The following is a 16607-nucleotide window of genomic DNA, read 5'->3' as shown; positions in this document are numbered from 1 at the left end:
CGCCTGCTACCGGCTGTCTGCAGCTGTGTTTTCCAGTGCCACCTTTACCGCGTTGTCGCGAATAACGATTTGCCCGGGCAAAATCTTCTGCAATAGGTCCTGGCCTTGGGTAAAGGTGTCAGCCGTCTGCCGGGCGCCGTTGAGCAGAGCCAGAAGCGCAGGGGAGGACGCAGCCACGAAATGCTGCGATTCCGCTTCATCGGCAAAGGCAGTTGTGTCGATGACTTCAACCGGCAACCCCTTTATCTCCTCAATATTGTCGAGATTACCCAGCCTCTCACGCCCATCAAGCCCCCGCAGCCGCTGGGACAGGGTCAGCACATTATCCTTGCGTGAAACAAAGATCAGAAATGGCTGCGGCACTTGGGTAAACCGCTGCATCTGGGATTTGAAAACATCGACGTCCAGGTCCGGTGACATGAGAACAACGCCGCCCAGGTTCCGGGCTGTCCACCCAGGCGTTTTGATCTCCATCTGCCGCAGTGCTTCCATGGTGAGCAGCCCGCCCATGGAATGGGCAACCACAACAATCCGTTCAACGCCGGATGAGCGCAGTTTACGCAACAGCATTTCCAAACCGTCGCGGGCGAACAGCACGCTATCACCATCATAGGCATAGCCAAGCGGACGGCCTTTGCTTGGCCAGGAATAGATCACCGTTGCGCCGGGAACATCTATATCGTGGGTCAGCTGTGCAGCGCGGAAAGCCGTCTCCGCCTGGGTCGAATTGAAGCCGTGGACAAAGACGGTAACATCTCGTTCTTGCGGCGGGAATTTAGCCAGTTCCTGTTTCAGGCGGGCAGAAAACGCGTCTTCATCTTCAAACTTCCTGCGGCCTGCCATGGTGAACTCTGTGGCAGGATCCGGGTCGTTGTAGCCGAATTTCAGAGACCCGGGCTTGTGGTCCGGCGGAATGGAAACTGTCAGCTCCAGCAGGCTGAAACCGTCTGTCCGGTCAGTGCCAAAGGTGCCGTCCGGCAACGCATCCCGGTTGGTTGCCGCAAAGATCGTTTTTGGGGTGCCCAGTTGCAGCGCTTCTGGAACTGTTGGGGAAAGGGATCTGTCAGTACAGGCGGACAGAAACAACAGAAATCCCCCAAAAAACAGCTTCAGCACCTGCATTTCATCCCACCTCAATCAATGGCGGCAGGCTACTGTGCCAGCCGCCAAAGTCCATAGCGGGTGCGAGGCAGAATGCTATTTAAAGCACGTACCGGCTGACATCTGCTGAACGGCCAAGCTCGCCCAGGTTCTTTTTGACGAAAGAGGCGTCAACGGTGACGGCCTCACCGGAGCGGTCAGGTGCGGTAAAGGACAGCTCCTCAAAGACACGCTCCATCACGGTGTACAGCCGGCGCGCACCGATGTTTTCGACAGTCTGGTTCACTTCCGCCGCGATCTTGGCCAGCGCCGCGATCCCGTCTTCGGTAAAAGTCACCTCGACCTCTTCCGTGCCCATCAAGGCAGTGTATTGGCGGGTGAGAGCATTGTCAGTTTCAGTCAGGATCCGGACAAAGTCATTTTCAGTAAGAGCACGCAGGTTGACCCGGATCGGCAAACGGCCCTGAAGTTCCGGCAGCAGATCCGATGGCTTGGCTATGTGAAAGGCGCCCGAGGCGATAAACAGGATGTGGTCGGTCTTTACGGGGCCGTGTTTGGTGCTGACGGTGGTGCCCTCGATCAGCGGCAGCAGGTCGCGCTGCACCCCTTCGCGGCTGACATCGCCGCCGCGGACCTCCTGCCTGGCGCAGACCTTGTCGATCTCGTCAAGGAACACGATGCCGTTCTGTTCGACAGCCTCCAGCGCGGTGCGGGTGACGGTTTCGTCATCCAGCAGCTTGTCCGCCTCTTCGCTGATCAGCACCTCATAGCTTTCGGCGACGGTCATCTTCTTGCGGGTGGTGCGCCCGCCCATTGCTTTGCCGAACAGGTCGCCCAGGTTCAGCATCCCCATATTGCCGCCGCCGGGCTGGCCGGGGATGTCGAACATATTGCCCATCGGGTTGGAGGTATCGGCCACGTCCAGCTCGATCACGGTGTCGTCCAACTCACCCGCCTTCAGCTTCTTGCGGAACATCTCGCGGGTGGCATCGCGCGCCTCTGTACCGGCGATGGCCTCAACCACCCGGTCCTCGGCGGCCTTGTGGGCGTTGGCCTTCACCTCTTCCCGCATGAACTCGCGGGTTTGGGCAATGGCGCTGTCGACCAGATCGCGGATGATCTGCTCCACGTCGCGGCCGACATATCCGACCTCGGTAAACTTGGTGGCCTCGATCTTGATGAACGGCGCGCGCGCCAGTTTCGCCAGCCGGCGCGAGATCTCGGTCTTGCCGACGCCGGTGGGGCCGATCATCAGGATGTTCTTAGGATAGACCTCGTCGCGCAGGTCATCGGCCAGCTGCTTGCGCCGCCAGCGGCTGCGCAGCGCCACGGCCACGGCACGCTTGGCCTCCTTCTGGCCGATGATAAAGCGGTCCAGTTCGGAAACGATTTCGCGCGGGGTCAGATCGGTCATGTCACTCAGCTTTCTTGTTTCACCGGGAACCTAGGGTCACGGCCGGCCAATCACAAGCCAATCACGGAAACCTCACGCCGGAACACGGGCGAAACACGCCAGATAATAGGCCGGTGAGCCCCGGTTTCTTTTTAAAACCGAACCTGACCAGATGAGGTCAGCGTTTTGTTCAGGAGCTAAAGGGAGACACAAATGCTGAACCGCCGATCATTCTTTGCCGCCGCCGCTGCAACCACCGCCGCCGTGACCCTCACCGGTGCAACCGCTGCCATTGCCGGCGGCGCCAAAGGCCACTTTGAGGGCCGCTCGAACCACGTGACCTCAGGCGCGGTCAAAGTGGTCGAAGAAGGCGGCCGCTACATCGTCGAGCTGGGCGACGATTTCTCGCTGGACGGCGGCCCGGACCCGCGTGTCGCCCTGGGCAAGGACGGCAAGTATGACCCCGACACCAAACTGGGCGCCCTGCTCAGCCTGACTGGCAAGCAGCGTTACGCGGTGCCCGCCACCTGGGACATTTCCAAGCACAACGAGGTTTACATCTGGTGCGAGGTTGCGGGCGTGCCGCTGGGTGTTGCCAAGATCAAATAACCGGTCCCGCCACTCACGAAGCAAGGCCGAATTGAGGGCTGGGCATCTGCTCAGCCCTCTTTCTTTGCCGGCCCTTAATGGGAGGGCGGCAGCCGGTGCAAGGGCAGCACCTGGGAAAGCGGTGCCAGCAGCGCAGCCCGGATCCGGCTCCAGAAGGCGCCCAGGGCGACCAGGAACACGCCAAGCGCCAGAATGGTGATCGCCGTGCCCTCGCCGTTGAACACGGTGCCCGCCAGGGTGACGCTATAGCCGATGGCGGCAATCAGGAACGACCGCCGGTCGATGATGATCGCGATCAGCGCAAACAGAAGCAGCACGCCCAGCAGCAGCATGTGTGATCCGGAGCCGCCGGTGTCCAGCAAGCTCAGCGCGATGGTGTTGACCAGGGCCGGCGCGGCCACCACGTGCAGCCAGAACCCCTGCGCCGACCGCCGCGTCACCCGATGCGGGTCGCTGAGGTCAAAAGCCATCGCTACGGCAAAGACGGCAAAGCCGACGGCCAGGGTGATCCACGCAAAGGGCCCGCTTGCCGACAGCAGGAACAGTTCGCTGATCCCGGCCGGCGTGCCGCCCCGGATCGCAGCGGTCAGAAAGGCGAAGACAAAAACCCCCAGCGCAATCAGCGCCATCGCAAAGGGCACCCGGAAGCGCAGCCAGAACACTGCAATGGCAGCCGTGCTCAGCGCAAAGGGCAGCGGCAGGCTGGAAAAGTCGTTCTGCGCAATCATGAAGGGCTGCGAGAAATGCGCGGCAAAGCCGGTGCCCGCATTGCCGGCCCACAGCAGCGACAGCGCAATCGCCGGCGCCACCATCCGGCGGCGGCGGATGAAATACTCTGACAGCAGCCATAGAACCGCGGCGCCGGCGACAGCGGAATAGACTGCTTTTTGCTGATAGCCGCCCAGCGAGCCGGCCAGATCCACCGCCGTAAAGGCCATCCAGCCGGAAGCCAGGATCAACAGGCCGATGACAATGAAGATCTCGTTGAACCCTTTGAACAGCTCAAACGGCTCATCGCCCGGGGCCAGGTTCTCCCGCGCGCCGCGGCGGCTGTCTGCCAGTGCCAGCAGTGAAGCTGCCTGGGCCTCGCTCAGCAGGCCGGAGCCAACCGCCGCCCGCAGATCATCCTTGCCGATCTCAGCCACCTCAGCCCTCCTGGCCGATGGTTTCGACGGTCAGATTGCCATTGGTATAGACGCAAATATCAGCCGCAATTGCCATCGCATCGCGGGCCACGCCTTCGGCGGATTTATCGCTGTCCATCATGCCGCGCGCCGCAGCCAGGGCGAAATTGCCGCCCGAGCCGATGGCTGCCACATCATGTTCAGGCTCCAGCACATCGCCGGCACCGGTGATCACAAACATGTCCTTGCCGTCGGTGACGATCAGCATCGCCTCCAGCTTCTGCAGGTATTTGTCGGTGCGCCAGTCCTTGGCGAGCTCAACACTGGCACGGGCCAGCTGGCCGGGGGTGGCTTCCAGTTTCGCCTCCAGCCGCTCCAGCAGGGTGAAGGCATCCGCGGTCGAGCCGGCAAAACCGGCAACCACGTCAAAGCCGCCGGGCGACAGGCGGCGCACCTTGCGGGCGGTGCCCTTGATCACGGTTTGGCCCAGAGACACCTGGCCGTCACCGGCGATGACCACCTCACCACCCTTTTTCACGCCAATGATCGTGGTGCCGTGCCAGCCAGGGAATTGATCGTCTGCCATTCATGCCTCCAAATTTCTGCCTCCTATATGGAACCATCACTTGCAGGGCACAAGGGATAGACGGTGCCGGGATCCGGCCGCATACGCTATGCAATACGTGCAGATCGGGGCTGAGATTCCAGCAATTGTGGGACTCAGGCCCTTATCCTACATGGGGCTCACAACCGGCACAGGGTCGGCTGTTTCTCAGAAGGATATGCGCAATGACTACCGCAAACATCTACGCGCCGCTCGGAGCAGTCACCGTTCTCCGCGTGGTCGATGCACTGATCAACGTGAAAAGCACCATCGTGGAATGGCACGAGACCCGTGAAACCCGCAAAGCCCTGTCGCAGCTGACCGATGCTCAGCTTGCCGACATCGGCCTGGACCGTTCAGACATCGCCAAGATCTGATTTCCAAATGTCCCAGAGCATTGAATGAGCCGCCCGCAGACCGGGCGGCTTTGTTCATTCTGAAGGCACAGCTTTGTATTTTCCCGCCTGATCGGGCAGCCAGGCCTCAATCGCGGCAGTGGCAACCACATGGCGGCTGCCGGCCTCGGCATCCTCCACATCCAGACCGCCCTTGACTGCCCGCACGCTGGCCCGGCCCCGCGGCAGGTCCTCAGCCACCAGACCGCAATCCACCATCTCCGGCTGTTGCACGCCGATGGTCACGTCAACGCGCATTTCGCTGTGGTCGATCCCCAGCTTGGAAAACAGCGTGATCGAGGAATGATGCAGCGCGTCCTGCACTGCGCGTCGTGCGGCCTTGGTATAGTCCTGGCCATACAGGTCATTGCCCATGCCCATTTCCAGGATGATGCGTTTTTCGCTCATTCCGCGGCCTCCATGTCAAAGGACACCACAACGGCCGCATTGGCGATCACCGTGCGCCCGCCGTGGGGTTTCTCAATGTTCAAACCGCCCTCGGCAACCCGGATGCTGGGCCGGCCATATGGAAAGATCTCCTTCAGCGCGTCCGTATCCACCGCCTCCGGCTTCTGCACCCCGATCTCGGCGTCGATGATCATGTCTTCCTTCTGAAACTCAAACAGCTCCGCCATGCTGACGGAGTTGTGCCACAGCGCGTCCTTGATCGCGCGGCGGGCGGCCTCGGTATAGTCTTCGCGCCTCAGCGACGTGCCCATGCCGAATTCCACCAGTACCCGTGTCTTGGCCATAATGCCTCCTGTACCTGTCCTGATGGCGACCGTCGCAGGGCGGATGCGCAATGAAAAGAGCCAGTTTGCCGCCACCTGCAACACCAGTGGACGCGGCACAAAAAAAGGGCTGCCCCCGGGGACAGCCCTCTGATACCCTTCGCAAGGGAACCGGCTCAGATCGCTTCTTCGATCCAGCTCTGCAGCGCGGCCTTGGGGGCGGCGCCGGCGCGGTTCGAGATCACCTGGCCGTCCTTGAAGATGAACAGCGCCGGGATGCCGCGCACGCCCATGGCAGCGGCGGAGTTCGGGTTGCTGTCAACGTCGACCTTGGCAATTTTCACCTTGCCGTCGAATTCCGCGGCCAGCTCTTCCAGAGCCGGGCCGATCTGCTTACAGGGACCGCACCACTCAGCCCAGAAGTCCACCACTACGGGGATGTCTGAGTTCTTGACTTCGGCGTCAAAGGTGGCGTCGGTGACGGCAACGGTGGACATATGCATGTCTCCATAGAGTTATGTGGCAACTGGAGTTGGAACCTAGGTACGGCTTAACGGATCGTCAAGGTTCCATCCGACGCATCAGCGCCGCTGTCACGCGCTCGTGCGGCAGCGGCATCAGCATTGCAGTGCGGGTCCACAAAAGCGCGGTTTCAACGGTGCGGCCGGGAAAAATCTGTGCCAGCGCATGGGCATAGGCGCCCATCTGCCGCAGCAGGCCTTCGGGGCATTGCCCTTCTGTTTCAGGCACTGTGGCGTTGGATTTGAAATCCACCGCGACGATTTTCTCCGGAGTAACTATCAGCCGGTCGATGACGCCATGCAGACGGCTGCCGTGCAGGTCCGCAGTCACCGGCACCTCTGCCAGCGTCTCCGGCTGGAAGATGTGCGCAAGATCCGGATTCTTCAGCACCGCCGAGGCTTCGCTCAGCAGTTCTGCAGTGTTTTCGGCCCCCTGCAGCAGGTTCTGCGCCAGTTGCGGCCAGTCTGCCTCGGCCCGGCCCGGCAGATGCTCCAGCAGCAAGTGCAGCCGGCTGCCGCGGGCCTTGGCGGCGTCCTCATTCAGACCCTGATCACCAGGCAAAGCCTTGGCCCCGCCCAAGTCCGAGGGGCTCAGCGCCGGCGCCGGCGCTTCATAGGAGCGGGCAGACCGGGTGAAGACCTCTGGCAGGGTATGCATTGCGGCCTCATGAACCGGCGGCACTTCCAGCGGCAGCCCGTCCCAATCGCCATGCTGCAGGCGCAGGCCGCTGCCGCCCCCGGTCTCGCATTCGACTGCGCCGCCTTCCCGCATGGCGCCTTCAACCATGCGGTACCAGCTATCGCCGGCGTCTCCAGCATCGCCAGCCGCAGCCACGATCAGCCACTTTTCTGCCCGGGTTAGAGCCACATACAGGAGCCTGAGCCGCTCATTCTGCAACTTCTCCTGCGCTGCCTCGCGGGCTGCCAGCATGGCGGCGGGCATCTGCTCTTTCGGCACCTTCCAAACCGGACTTCCGCCCGCCAGCATGATCTCTGCATCTGTCGGCGGCCGCCGTTTGGCAGTGTCCGGCAGGATCACGATCGGCGCCTCCAGACCTTTGGAGCCATGCACCGACATCACCCGGATCATATCGCCGGCCGCGCCCATCTGGCGCTTGATTTCCAGGTCATCCGTCTGCATCCAGACCAGAAACCCGGTGAGGCTGGGCACATCCGTCCGCTCATAGGCCAGCGCCTGCGACAGCAGCGCATTGATGCCGTCTTCCGCTTCCGGCCCCAGTCGGCCCAGCAGTTTCTGGCGGCCGCCGTGGCGGGTCAGGATACGTTCGATCAGGTCAAAGGGGCGCAGGAAATCGGCATTGGCGCGCAGGTCGTTCAGCACCGCCATGGTTTCCGGGAACTCCCCTGCCCGCTCCCGCAGCGCCGGCCACAGGTACATGGCCTTCCGCCGGTGCGCGAGGTCGAACAGCGCCTGCTCCCTCCAACCGAAGAGCGGCGATTTCAGAGCCTCGGCCAGAGACAAAGAGTCTTCCGGCAGCGCCAGGAACCGCAGCAGCGCGGCAATGTCCTTCACCGCCAGTTCTGCCCCCACCTTCAGCCGGTCGGCGCCGGCGATGGGCAGTTCTGCCTTTTTGCAGGCGCGGATGATCTCCGAAAACAGATCCGAGCGCCGCTGCACCAGGATCAGGAAATCGCCGGCTGTCACGGGCCGGCGCCGGAAGGTGCCGCGCTCCGCGCCGTCCTCGGGGATCGTCACGCTGGTTTCAATCATCTCTTTGATCGACTGCGCGATGCGCTCCGCCAGGATCACCGTGTGGTGGCGGCTGCTGGGGCGGTCGACGGGACTGGTCCAATCGGGGTCCTCGTCATCCTCGACCTTCTCGACCACCGGCCACAGGTCCACCCGGCCCGGCAGATCGGATTTGAAGGCGCGGTGCAACGCCTCCCTGCGGAAACCTGCGCGGGGACTGTCCTTGAACACCAGGTCCACCAGTTTCAGGATCGCGGGGGAGGAGCGGAAGGAGAAATCCAGCGAGGCATCCTGCAGCCCTGCCCCGGTCTCTGCCAGCCGCTTGCCGAACTCCTGCTGCATCCGGTCGAATGCATCCGGATCGGCGCCCTGGAAGGAGTAAATCGACTGCTTCTTGTCTCCGACCACAAAAATGGTGCGCTCCACACCTGAACGCGCGCCCTCTCCGGCGGTAAACTCCTGCGCCAGCTTCTCGATCACGTCCCATTGCACCGGGCTGGTGTCCTGCGCCTCATCCACCAGGATATGGTCGATACCGCCGTCCAGCCGGTACAGAACCCAGGCTGCCACACCCGGGTCGTTCAGCAATTGCCGGGCCTTCAGGATCAGATCGTCAAAGTCGAGCCAGCCGCGCAACTGCTTGCGGCGCTCATACTCCGGCAGGAAGGCGGCTGCAAAGCGGTGCAGATCATGGCTCTTGCGCGCGGCGGTGAGGCCAAGGCGCTTGGCACGGGCATCCTCCACCCGCAGCATCAGCGGCTCCAGCTGGTCCATCAGCGGCAGGTGGGATTCGCGCAGCTTCTTGGTGGGGAACTTGCCCAGTTTGGCCGTAAATGGCTCCTTGGCGCTCGCGCCGGTCAGGAAGATACTCTCCAATGTGCCGAGGTCACCAAGCGTGGGCGTGGTGATGCCCGCCAGCTTGGCGGCGGCCTTCTGATCCGTCGCACCGCCCTGCCCCAGCATGTTGCGGGTACGCTGCAGCAGCTCCTCCTCACCGCCAAGGAACACCAGCGCCTCCAGCGCGGCCTCATCAAAACCTTCGGGCAGCTCAAACCGTTCCAGCAGCCCGGTCCACTCCAGCGGCTCGCCGAAGTCGGCACGGCGCTGGCATATCGCCGAAGTTAGGCTCTCAAAATCGCTATCACTCACATGCCGCGCCAGCGCATCGACCAGCGGCGCCTCCTCCCCTTGGGCAAAATCCCCCATGATTTCGGCCCGCAGCAATTGGCCCGCGCGGTCGTCCATCTCGGAAAACTGCGGGCTGACGCCGGCCTCCAACGGAAAGCGGCGCAAGAGCGACGAACAGAAGGAGTGGATGGTCTGGATCTTAAGCCCGCCCGGTGTTTCAATGGCGCGGGCAAACAGGGTGCGGGCCTTGGCCAGATCCTCGGCCGCGGTGTTGACCTCGCCCAGCTCGGTTAAAGCTCCGATCAGCGCCGGATCGCCCAGCATCGCCCATTCCCCCAGCCGCTTGAACAGCCGGTTCTGCATCTCGCTGGCGGCAGCCTTGGTGTAGGTGAGGCAAAGGATATGCTGCGGCTGCACGCCCTTCAGCAGCAACCGTGCGACCCGGTCGGTCAGCACCTTGGTCTTGCCGGAGCCGGCATTGGCCGCCAGCCAGGTAGAGGCATCGGGGCGGGCCGCGCGGAACTGCGCCTCAGAGGCGGCGTCGCGGATGGTCATGCCAGATCCTCCGGCTGCGGCGTGGCGCTGCGGTCCCATTCTCCGTAGCGCGCCAGGTGGTCATAATCGCCAGCGATGTCGTCGCGATGCACCATGCGCCGGCTCGAATAGCCTTGATCAGTCTCAAAATAGGCCCCGATCAGCGTGCGCAGCTCCTCCCAGACCTTGGAGGGCGGCTCTTCATCCAAGGGCGCGCGCACTTCCTTCATCTTGCTGCCCAATCCTATGAACAGCGCGCGGGCAACTTCGGCTGGGCCAAGATCCTCAAAGGCGCCTTCTTCGGCCATCGCAGCTTCGATCAGCAGCTGCTTTTCGAATTTCTTCTGCTGCGCCTCCGAAGGCGGCGCGCCGGTCTTGTAGTCGTAAAGATGCAGGAAACCGCGGTCGTCCATGTCGATCCGGTCGGCGCGGCAGGCGATGGTGAAATCCAGCGGATCCAGCCGGGCTCTGCCCTTGGCCTCAAACGCAACCGGCCTGGCGCGGAATTGGCGTTCCTGCTCCGCCAGCACAAAGTCGCCGGCAATCTTGCGGATGCGGGTGTGCCACAGAATGCGGGCAACCGGCCAGGGCACATGGGTGTCCAGCAGCTGGCGGGTTTTGTTGATCAGGTGGTCGGCAGTCAGCAGAGAAGGATCGGCCTGGGCCTCCTTGATGAAATGCTCGAACACCTCATGCACCACGATGCCGCGCAGCAGGGCGTCAGGTTCCTGCACCAGCGGATTGAGGGGCTTTAGCCGCAATACATGCTTGGCATAGATCGCATAGGGGTCGCGGATCAGCCTCGGAATTTCGGTGATCGTCAGCCGGCGCGGGCGGCTTGCCACCGGCGGGCGTGGCGAGGGTCGCGGCATCTGCGGGATCGGCGTCGGTTCTTCCAATGCTTCGGTCCAGCCCAGCCATTGGCGGCCCTTGGCCCGCATGACATCCAACGCATCCCGGCCGCCTTGCTCCGGCAGGCCGGACAGCAGGTTGGTCAGCCGGTTCAGCCAGCGCGAGGGCACGGTATCGGCCTCTTCTGACCGCTCAGACCGGGTCAGCCAGACCTCCGGCGCGGCAATCGCCTGCTGAAAATCATGCGCCGACAGGCCGATGCGGCGTTCCGGCAGCAGCAACCCCGCCTGATTGCGCAGCTGGCGGTTCAACCAGGGATCAGGTGCCGCCACCTCGGGCCAGCTGCCCTCGTTCAACCCGCCAAGGATTACCAGATCGGCGCCCTGCACCCGCGCCTCCAGCGTGCCCCAGATCATGATCGAGCCATAGGGCGCATCGCGGTCGCGCACCTCGCCCTGGCTCAGCAAGGCGCCCAGCAAGTCGGCAAAGTCGCGGGCGGTCATCTCGCCGCCATAAGGCGCCTCGGCCTCCAGATTTTCGATGCAGGCAAGGGCAGCTTCGCCGGCTTTCTTGTCCCAAAGGGTGCCGGAGCCCTCAGCCTGGCTGCCCGCGGCAATGCGTTCGGCCAACTCGCGCAGACGCTCGACCCAATCGGTCAGGGGCAGGGTGCCGGCAATCTCTTGATCCGCAAAACAGGCTGACAGCCATGCGGTCCAGCCATGCGTCAGTTCACGGCCTTTCTCAAAACCGGCAAAGGCCGCGGCATCGGGGAAGGGCGGCCCATTGCGGCGCAGGGACAGCTCCAGCTCGCGGGTCTGGCGCAAGTGGTCGCCGCGGCCGACGCCATCATGGGTCAGCGGGTGTTTAAGCAGTGTCAGCAGGCTGTCGCAGGCCAGCGGCTTGCAGAACAGCCCCGCAACATGGCGCAGGAAGCGGCCCGGCGGCGACAGCTGCAAGGGCTGGCCGGCCGAGTCATCAGGCAGGATATCCCAGCGGTCCAGCGCCGCCGAAACCTGGCGGGTCAGCATCCGGTCCGGGGTGATCAGCGCAGCGGTCTGGCCGTCCTCCGCCGACTGGCGCAAGCGCAGGGCAATGGCCAATGCCTCGGACCGGGGGGAGGGCGCCTCGATCAGCGTGACGTTCCCGGTGGCTGTGTCCAATCCGGTCAGCTGCGGGCCTTCGCTCATCCAGGCGTCGGTCACCGGGGCAGGGCGCAGGGCGAGGGACACGAGTTTATTCCGCTCCGGCGAAACCGGCGGAGTTTCAGTCCATGTCTGCACATCCGCCGGCGAAATCTCCAAGTCTTTCATCAGCTTGTGGAACCGGTATTGCGGGTGATCCTCCGAGATCATCGGATCATCCAGCCCGCTCCAAACACGCTCTGGTTGGTCAAAGTCGAAGCCCGGCAGCACCACCGCGCCTTGCGGCAGGCGGGCAATGGCCTGCATCAGCAGCAGCGTCGTCCCGCGTGAGCCGGTGGAGCCGGCCAGAATGACAGGGTGCTGCGGCGGGGTCTCCTGCCATTGCTCGATCAGGTTCAGCACCACTTGCCGCTGACGCGCCTGGGCATCCATCGCGCCCTCATGCAGGCCGGTGAATTCATCGGCGATGCCGATAAAGGCCTGCGCCCGCGCCCAATGGCCGGACATGTCGGAAACATCCAGATCGCGGATCGTATCCGTGCTGACGCCTTCGCCCTGCATCTCGTCGATTAGCGCCGCCAGGCTGTCGGACAGATCATAAAGCGAGGCGCGCGAAGCCAGATCGGGCTGGGCATCCAGCAGTTTCGCGATCAGCTGCGACAGCTCCAGCCGGCGCCGCAGCGGGGGCAGGGCGGGCGGCAGCCCCTCCAGCGTTGCGCGCTGGGCAAGATCCGTCAGCATCAGCATCCGCGGCAGCAGCATGGCGGGACCATCGTCGAACAGCTCCCGCACCCGCCGCGCCATGCGGGAGGTGTTGAGGATCAGCTCGGCCTTTGCCAGCGCCTCGGGCGGCTGGCCTTGGGCGCGGGCGCGCAGGCCTTCGACCAGCGCCCGCGGGAAATCGACGCCGCAGGGCACGGCAAAGACGCGCGGGGTGCTGGAGGGTTCAAACATCATCTGCGGCGATCAGCTCCTCAGCCAGTACAATCCCTTCGGGGTGGCCCACATCGCACCAGCGGCCGGGATATTCCAGCGCAAACAGCCGGCTGTCCGCTGCCATCCGGTTCCACAGCACATTCAGCGAGAACACCCGCTCCGCAACCTGATGCAACCCGTCTGTCTTCAGGATCTGCACTCCGCCATAAACCAGATTGCCGCCGCGGCTGATGCGGCCCTCGGCGTCTGCCGAGAAATCGCCGCCGCCCGCGCGGCCCACTGCCCGTTCCAGCGGCACACAGACCAACAGCGCATCCATACGATCAGGGTCCCAGGCCTCACGCGCCAGTTGCAGCGGGTTCGGGCCTTTCCAGATGGCATCGGTGTTCATGGTGAACACCGGTCCGCTGCCCAGCATGGGCAGGGCCTGACGCAGCCCGCCGCCGGTGTCGAGGATTTCCGGTTGTTCGAGACTGATCTGCACATCTTCAGGCTCTAACAAAGCCTTAAGCGGCTCAGGTTTGTAATGCAAATTCGCCGCAATCCGGGCCGGCCGGATCGCCCTAGCTAGTTCAAGCGCGTGGGTGATCAGCGGCAGGCCGGCAACGTCGATCATCGGTTTTGGCTTGTCGCGGGTCAGCTCCCGCATTCGGGTGCCAAAACCCGCGGCAAACAGCATGACGGCATCGGGGGAGTGCTGCATCAAGGCCTCAGCTTGTCCAGGTTGTCCGCAGTGGGCGCAGGCAGGCTTTCGCGCAAGAGGGTAGCGACCGGCGCCAGAGCGGGATGCTCCAGCCCGCGGATGAAATGGTCCCAAACACGCGGGATCAGGTCGACATAATGCGGCTTTCCATACTCCAGGCTCAGGCGGGCAAAGACGCCGAGAATACGCAGGTTCCGTTGTACGCCAAGAACGGTGTACGCACTGCGAAAGCCGGATTCTTCTACGCCGGAAGCTTCAATATAGCGGTTGATCATCTGCATCTCGATACCCGCCGGCACATCACGGCGGGCGTCCTGCAAAAGCGACACCAGATCATAGGACGGGTGGCCGGAACGCGCGTCCTGGAAATCCAGCAGGCCGACACGTGCAACCCCTTCCCGCTGTGGCAGCCACAGCAGATTTTCTGCGTGATAGTCCCGCTGGACCAGAACGGTGTCACCCTTGACGGTTTCGCGCAGGATATCTTCGAACAGGTTCTCGAACCGGGCCAGCAGATCCGGGTCGCTGCCGCCAAGAATTCCGGCGCGGTACTTTGACAAGGCCAGCCCGGCCATTTCTGCCATCAGCCGTGGACCATAGGGTTCCAGTTCCGGCATCGGCGCCCGGTGGAGCGCGGCAAGCGCGTCGGTTGCAGCTTCATAGAGCTCCCATTCCAATGCCGGCTCCCGGTTAACGACGCGGGCAAAAAGATCGTCGCCCAGATCCTCCAAGAGCAGAAACCCGTGTTCGCAATCCTGGGCCAGAACTTCAGGAGCACTGAGGCCTTGGGCACGCAGATATTCTGCAATGCGGACAAAGGGGCGCACATCCTCGCCCTTTTCCGGCGGCGCGTCCATCAGCACCACGGATTGCCCATCGGTATTAGTCAGCCGTTCGTAGCGCCGGTTAGACGCATCGCCTGCCAGCGGGCCGCGCTGCCAGTTGGCATAGGGTGTTCCCGCAAGGAAGTTATCGCACAAGAAATTGCGGTTGGTCATATGCTGATGCGCTCTATCAGAGGCTGCCATTTTGGATCGCTCCAGTGAAGTGTCAGCTGGCGGCGGTCCTCGTGTCCCGGATCCAGGGCCAAGGTCAAATGCAAGGCATGGGGCGGTGCAAGTTCCGCCAGCCTGTCCGGCCATTCAACAAGGCAGATTGCCGTTTCGAAAGCCTCGGTCAAACCCAATTCCTCCAGCTCATCCAAAGAAGACAGGCGGTAAAGATCTGTGTGCCAGATCTCTCCCGCCGGCAGATCATATGTCTGCACAAGCGTGAAAGTAGGAGAGGGCACGTCTTCGGGAACGTCCATCAGAGACTGGATCAGATGGCGGGCAAAATGGGTTTTGCCTGCACCTATAACCCCCTCCAGCAATAAGCAATCGCCGGGGCGCAGGGCTCCGGCGATATGCTCGGCCATGCGGGCCGTTTCATCGGGTGACTTAAGCGTGTAGACCGCATTTTTCAGTGTCATGGCGGTACAATGGCGCCGCCGTGAAGCTGCTGCAAGCGGGTTTCCTCATTCACCCTTGGCTGATGGCGGGGAAACGCTCCTGGCTTTCCGGAAGAGGGGCGGCTTGCGGTGAATGGAACCTGACCATTGTTGCACCGTTCTGAATGGCTGAGACCATGCAAACCAGCGGGGTTCCGTCCCGTCGCTGTACCTTGGACCACCAGGCTTCCCGCCCTTCGCCACCTGCGACAAAGTCGCGGATTTCTCCCCACACGGGCGTCGGCGCACAGGTGTCCTGCCAAACCCGGCTCGTGTCCATAATCGACACTTTAGCAAAGCTCGCATCAGGGTTCATTTGCCACATGGCATCATAGACACTGTTGGAGAAGGTCATGCTGCCATCGTTGGCAAAGACCGCAATCGCCTCGTCCATCTGGTCCATGATCGATTGGCCCATTTCCAGTTCGGACCGGAATTGCCGGGTCAGGGTGACTTCGGCGGTGATGTCTTCGAACAGGAACGCAATGGCGCCATCCGGATGCGGCCGGCCGGAAACCTTGTAGACCGAACCCGATGGCAGCGACCATGTTTCCTGGTAGCGGCCTTCGGCTGCGGCTTCCAGCAGGTCGGCCATCTGGTGGCGCCAGCTGGAGTAGCTCTTGGGTTCCGGCATCATCCGCTGGTCGCGCAGCCGGTCAAAGAAGGTCAGCAGGTTGGGCCGTGAGCTCAGGAAGTTCGCGGGCAGGGCGGTCAGGTCGATCAGCACCGGATTGAACAGCACCAGCTGGCGGTTGCGGTCGAAAATTGCCAGCCCGATTGACAGCTGGGCAAAAGTCTTGGCCAGGGTTTGCACAAAGTTGCGCTGGGCAACCTCGGCATCGACCACGGCATTCACGTCAACTGCGTAGCACAGCCAGCCGGCTTCCGTTTCAGTGGTCGAGACATTGTACCAAAGCTTCTTGCTGCTGTCGGGCAGCGGGATATTGATTTTCTCCGGCTTGCCGCTGGTCATCGGATCATGGAGATCGGTAAAAAGCGGCTCGGCAAAGTCGGCGCTGCGGCCGCGGATCTTCTGGCTGAGATCGTCATAGGCCAGGTTGGACCAGGTCACATCCCCCTCTTCAGATTGCAGCCACACCGGATAGGGCGCCTGGTGCACGGCAGCGCGCAGGGTGGTCAGTTCCTGGTCCAGGGATTTGTTCTGTTCTTCCAGCGTGCTGCGGCGCAGCTGTACCCGTGTGACGCCGTCAATCCATTCGCAATGTGCTTCCCGGCTTTCAGCAGAGGCGGTTCCGGACAGGACCAAGGGCCCGACATCCTTTAGGAAACCCGGTGATTGCGGCAGCCCGGGGTAGTTGCGTGCGAGCTGATCGCGCAACATGCTCCAATCAAAGTTTTCGGCCTGATCGCCAATGAATTTGCGGGCGCCGGAGGACCAGCCGATCAGGCTGGTGTCATCGAACAGGAAGACCGCGTCGGTGCGGCCATCGCCTGCCAGCAAGTCGTGTTCGAGCCCCTGGCGGCGCGGGGAGGGAGACAGCCACCAGACCGCGGCAGCAGCCGTTGCAACGCAAAGCGCTGCCAGTACAAACCATTCGATCGAAGCGAAGTTCTGCATGTCGTCCTGCCTAGTTCAGCTCTCGTTTAGCCGTATGGTTCCCTAATAATGGTTA

At 62.7% G+C, this 16607-nt stretch carries 15 protein-coding genes; 2 read left to right on the top strand and 13 right to left on the bottom strand.

Features of this window, described 5'->3' with window-relative positions:
* Positions 1 to 6: 6 nt before the first annotated feature.
* Both ACXAEK_RS04385 and hslU read right to left on the bottom strand, forming a co-directional pair.
* A complete protein-coding gene (locus ACXAEK_RS04385) occupies positions 7 to 1122 on the bottom strand; it encodes an alpha/beta hydrolase (protein WP_475040111.1) in 1116 nt (371 codons plus the stop codon).
* A gap of 79 nt (positions 1123 to 1201) precedes the next feature.
* Positions 1202 to 2515, bottom strand: coding sequence for an ATP-dependent protease ATPase subunit HslU (hslU, locus tag ACXAEK_RS04380; RefSeq protein WP_475040110.1), 1314 nt, complete (start codon positions 2513 to 2515; stop codon positions 1202 to 1204).
* A 192-nt stretch (positions 2516 to 2707) separates the two neighbouring features.
* Here hslU and ACXAEK_RS04375 point away from each other — a divergent pair, with 192 nt between their 5' ends.
* On the top strand, positions 2708 to 3103 hold the full coding sequence (locus ACXAEK_RS04375; protein ID WP_475040109.1) for a DM13 domain-containing protein: 396 nt from the start codon (positions 2708 to 2710) through the stop codon (positions 3101 to 3103).
* Positions 3104 to 3177: 74 nt separating this feature from the next.
* Here ACXAEK_RS04375 and ACXAEK_RS04370 read toward each other — a convergent pair whose 3' ends face one another.
* Together ACXAEK_RS04370 and hslV are read right to left on the bottom strand one after the other, a co-directional pair.
* Complete coding sequence (locus tag ACXAEK_RS04370; RefSeq protein ID WP_475040108.1) at positions 3178 to 4248, bottom strand: hypothetical protein; 1071 nt, start codon at positions 4246 to 4248, stop codon at positions 3178 to 3180.
* A gap of 1 nt (position 4249) precedes the next feature.
* Positions 4250 to 4813 carry an ATP-dependent protease subunit HslV gene (gene hslV / locus ACXAEK_RS04365; RefSeq protein WP_475040107.1) on the bottom strand — a complete coding sequence of 188 codons (564 nt, stop codon included), beginning with the start codon at positions 4811 to 4813 and terminating at the stop codon, positions 4250 to 4252.
* 203 nt (positions 4814 to 5016) lie between these two features.
* On the opposite strand from hslV, the gene ACXAEK_RS04360 reads away from it, so the two are divergent.
* Complete coding sequence (locus tag ACXAEK_RS04360) at positions 5017 to 5208, top strand: DUF1127 domain-containing protein (RefSeq protein WP_475040106.1); 192 nt, start codon at positions 5017 to 5019, stop codon at positions 5206 to 5208.
* Between the two features lie 54 nt (positions 5209 to 5262).
* Here ACXAEK_RS04360 and ACXAEK_RS04355 read toward each other — a convergent pair whose 3' ends face one another.
* The 9 genes from ACXAEK_RS04355 to ACXAEK_RS04315 all read right to left on the bottom strand — a co-directional run bounded on the left by ACXAEK_RS04355 (position 5263) and on the right by ACXAEK_RS04315 (position 16552).
* On the bottom strand, positions 5263 to 5634 hold the full coding sequence (locus tag ACXAEK_RS04355) for a Lin0512 family protein (RefSeq protein ID WP_475040105.1): 372 nt from the start codon (positions 5632 to 5634) through the stop codon (positions 5263 to 5265).
* Positions 5631 to 5978, bottom strand: a complete 348-nt coding sequence (locus tag ACXAEK_RS04350) for a Lin0512 family protein (protein ID WP_475040104.1) — start codon at positions 5976 to 5978, stop codon at positions 5631 to 5633. Before ACXAEK_RS04350 ends, ACXAEK_RS04355 begins: the two co-directional genes overlap by 4 nt.
* Positions 5979 to 6133: 155 nt before the next feature.
* A complete protein-coding gene (gene trxA, locus ACXAEK_RS04345; protein WP_475040103.1) occupies positions 6134 to 6454 on the bottom strand; it encodes a thioredoxin in 321 nt (106 codons plus the stop codon).
* Positions 6455 to 6518: 64 nt separating this feature from the next.
* Positions 6519 to 9872 carry a double-strand break repair helicase AddA gene (gene addA, locus ACXAEK_RS04340; protein ID WP_475040102.1) on the bottom strand — a complete coding sequence of 1118 codons (3354 nt, stop codon included), beginning with the start codon at positions 9870 to 9872 and terminating at the stop codon, positions 6519 to 6521.
* Entirely contained in the window at positions 9869 to 12802 is a 2934-nt protein-coding gene (gene addB / locus ACXAEK_RS04335) for a double-strand break repair protein AddB (RefSeq protein WP_475040101.1), read from the bottom strand. The genes addA and addB overlap by 4 nt, the downstream gene beginning before the upstream one ends.
* Positions 12792 to 13484, bottom strand: coding sequence for a nucleotidyltransferase family protein (locus ACXAEK_RS04330; protein WP_475040100.1), 693 nt, complete (start codon positions 13482 to 13484; stop codon positions 12792 to 12794). The genes addB and ACXAEK_RS04330 overlap by 11 nt, the downstream gene beginning before the upstream one ends.
* Positions 13484 to 14482, bottom strand: a complete 999-nt coding sequence (locus tag ACXAEK_RS04325; RefSeq protein ID WP_475045180.1) for an aminoglycoside phosphotransferase family protein — start codon at positions 14480 to 14482, stop codon at positions 13484 to 13486. The genes ACXAEK_RS04330 and ACXAEK_RS04325 overlap by 1 nt, the downstream gene beginning before the upstream one ends.
* Positions 14479 to 14955: a tRNA (adenosine(37)-N6)-threonylcarbamoyltransferase complex ATPase subunit type 1 TsaE gene (gene tsaE / locus ACXAEK_RS04320; protein WP_475040099.1), complete on the bottom strand. Its 477-nt coding sequence runs from the start codon at positions 14953 to 14955 to the stop codon at positions 14479 to 14481. Before tsaE ends, ACXAEK_RS04325 begins: the two co-directional genes overlap by 4 nt.
* A 49-nt stretch (positions 14956 to 15004) precedes the next feature.
* A complete protein-coding gene (locus tag ACXAEK_RS04315) occupies positions 15005 to 16552 on the bottom strand; it encodes a PAS-domain containing protein (protein WP_475040098.1) in 1548 nt (515 codons plus the stop codon).
* Between the last annotated feature and the right edge of the window lie 55 nt (positions 16553 to 16607).

This window comes from Leisingera sp. ABM4_101, from assembly GCF_056158725.1.
This window is presented reverse-complemented; position numbering and strand designations above follow the sequence as displayed.

Excerpts from the sequence above, each read along its gene's own strand:
- tsaE (WP_475040099.1), bottom strand. The coding sequence starts at position 14,955 with ATGACACTGAAAAATGCGGTCTACACGCTTAAGTCACCCGATGAAACG.
- ACXAEK_RS04330 (WP_475040100.1), bottom strand. The coding sequence starts at position 13,484 with ATGCAGCACTCCCCCGATGCCGTCATGCTGTTTGCCGCGGGTTTTGGC.
- trxA (WP_475040103.1), bottom strand. The coding sequence starts at position 6,454 with ATGTCCACCGTTGCCGTCACCGACGCCACCTTTGACGCCGAAGTCAAG.
- ACXAEK_RS04355 (WP_475040105.1), bottom strand. The coding sequence starts at position 5,634 with ATGAGCGAAAAACGCATCATCCTGGAAATGGGCATGGGCAATGACCTG.
- hslU (WP_475040110.1), bottom strand. The coding sequence starts at position 2,515 with ATGACCGATCTGACCCCGCGCGAAATCGTTTCCGAACTGGACCGCTTT.
- ACXAEK_RS04315 (WP_475040098.1), bottom strand. The coding sequence starts at position 16,552 with ATGCAGAACTTCGCTTCGATCGAATGGTTTGTACTGGCAGCGCTTTGC.
- addA (WP_475040102.1), bottom strand. The coding sequence starts at position 9,872 with ATGACCATCCGCGACGCCGCCTCTGAGGCGCAGTTCCGCGCGGCCCGC.
- ACXAEK_RS04325 (WP_475045180.1), bottom strand. The coding sequence starts at position 14,482 with ATGACCAACCGCAATTTCTTGTGCGATAACTTCCTTGCGGGAACACCC.
- addB (WP_475040101.1), bottom strand. The coding sequence starts at position 12,802 with ATGATGTTTGAACCCTCCAGCACCCCGCGCGTCTTTGCCGTGCCCTGC.
- ACXAEK_RS04360 (WP_475040106.1), top strand. The coding sequence starts at position 5,017 with ATGACTACCGCAAACATCTACGCGCCGCTCGGAGCAGTCACCGTTCTC.
- hslV (WP_475040107.1), bottom strand. The coding sequence starts at position 4,813 with ATGGCAGACGATCAATTCCCTGGCTGGCACGGCACCACGATCATTGGC.
- ACXAEK_RS04350 (WP_475040104.1), bottom strand. The coding sequence starts at position 5,978 with ATGGCCAAGACACGGGTACTGGTGGAATTCGGCATGGGCACGTCGCTG.
- ACXAEK_RS04385 (WP_475040111.1), bottom strand. The coding sequence starts at position 1,122 with ATGCAGGTGCTGAAGCTGTTTTTTGGGGGATTTCTGTTGTTTCTGTCC.
- ACXAEK_RS04375 (WP_475040109.1), top strand. The coding sequence starts at position 2,708 with ATGCTGAACCGCCGATCATTCTTTGCCGCCGCCGCTGCAACCACCGCC.